Annotated in this window: 2 protein-coding genes; both read left to right on the top strand. The window is 67.5% G+C overall.

Annotated features, from left to right (window positions below):
• The first annotated feature begins 143 nt into the window (after nt 1-143).
• Nucleotides 144-488: a hypothetical protein gene (locus WEB03_RS16145; protein ID WP_368071949.1), complete on the top strand. Its 345-nt coding sequence runs from the start codon at nt 144-146 to the stop codon at nt 486-488.
• 485 nt (nt 489-973) lie between these two features.
• On the top strand, nt 974-1,561 hold the full coding sequence (locus WEB03_RS16140; protein ID WP_368071948.1) for an integrase core domain-containing protein: 588 nt from the start codon (nt 974-976) through the stop codon (nt 1,559-1,561).
• The last annotated feature ends 95 nt before the right edge of the window (nt 1,562-1,656 follow it).

The raw sequence follows: 1,656 nt of genomic DNA, 5'->3' as shown, positions 1-1,656 counted from the left end.
AACCTGATGAACTCGTCGGCGTTGTGGTTCGGACGTAGGTCGGTGATCACCGTTCTGGTTTGCGTCTGACTTCGTGACACAGATCGGGCGGAGGATTAGACAACATCTGGGCGGGTCCACGACCCGTACTGGAGATGATGAGCATGACCGAGCAGACGCGTGGTGTCGACCGGGCAGGACGACGTAGGAAGCGGTTCCTGTCCCCCTCGGAGAAGTACGAGATCTGGCTGCAGCTGATCCGCCAGGAGGTCACCCAGAACGAGGCCGCGGCGGCCTGGCAGGTCGACCGGTCCACGATCATGAAGATCCGCACGGTGGCCAAGGAGGGCGCGCTCGCGGCGCTGGCCGCATCACGGCCCGGCTCGAAGGGCAAGGAGCGCGACTACGAACTCGAGGCGGCCAAGGCCGAGAACGCCCGGCTCTCGGAGGCCCTCAAGGAGATGGCGGTCCGCCTCACGCTGGTGGAGGGAAAAGATCGTTGGGGCTGAGTGGCCGGGTCCCACGGCGCGTGGACGCGGCCACCAAGACCGGGCTGCTCGAACTGATCGACCATGCGGTCGAGGCGACTGGAGCGTCCGCGACGCGTGCCGGCTGCTGGAGCTCAGCGAGGGGCGTGCGTGGCGGTGGCTGGCGCGCCGGCAACGTGACGAGCTCGCCGACCGGCCACCGGGCGGCAACCCCTCACATGGGCTGCTGGCCGACGAGGTCGACCAGATCGTGGCGCTGTTCCACGAGTGGGGCGAGATCGACCGCTCGCACCGAAAGCTCGCTCACCGCGGCTCGTACCTGCATCGGGTGTGGGTCTCGCCCTCGACGGTCCGGCGCGTTCTTGCAGGTCAGGACCTGGTTCTACGTGCGCCGCCGCGACCAGCACGCTCGAAGCGCCGCCCGTTTCCTGAGTGGGCCGACTACCGGCCGAACTCGATCTGGATCTACGACACGACGCATTTCACGTTCGCGGGGGGCCGGGACCGTGGTCGAGGACCTGGTCTCACGCAAGTGGCTGGCGCACATCGTCTCGGCCGAGGAGACCTCGACCCAGATCGAGGTCGTGTTCACCGACGCACTCGAGGCCGAGGGCCTGATCGATCAGGTCACCGCGATCCAGGACGGCCTGGCGCGCATCGATGTCGATGACGAGGCCCGCCCCGTGCTGCTCGCGGTGTCGGATAACGGCCCGCAGATGACCTCCGGCTCGACGCGGGAGTTCATGGCGCTGTGCGCGGTCGCTCAGCACTTCGGACGGCCCGGCACCCCGACCGACCAGGCGTGGATCGAGAGCTTCTTCGGCCACCTCAAGGTCGAGCACCCGCACCTGCTCGCGATCGCCGACCCGGCCGTGCTGCGCGCCGAACTCGAGGTCCGGCGCGAGCACTACAACGCCGTCAGGCTCCACCAGGGCATCGGGTATGTCTGCCCGAACGACGAGCACGAAGGACGCGGCAAAGCGATCCGCAAGGCCCGCCAGGCCGGCCTCGAACAGGCCCGTCTCCGAAGGCTTGCCTGGCACCGACAACACCGGCAAGATGACCCCGTAACCGGACCCGACGATGTTGGTTAATCACCCCGCCCATCTGTGTCGTTGAGTCAGACACACGTCAGTTCCGGACGCGATGTTGAGCGCGGCGAACAGGTCCACGGTGCCGTGCCGGATGT

Origin of the sequence: Nitriliruptor sp., from assembly GCF_040882075.1 — a bacterium.
Lineage (GTDB): Bacteria > Actinomycetota > Nitriliruptoria > Nitriliruptorales > Nitriliruptoraceae > Nitriliruptor.
The sequence above is the reverse complement of the archived record's forward strand: the minus strand, read 5'-3'. Positions and strand labels throughout refer to the sequence as shown.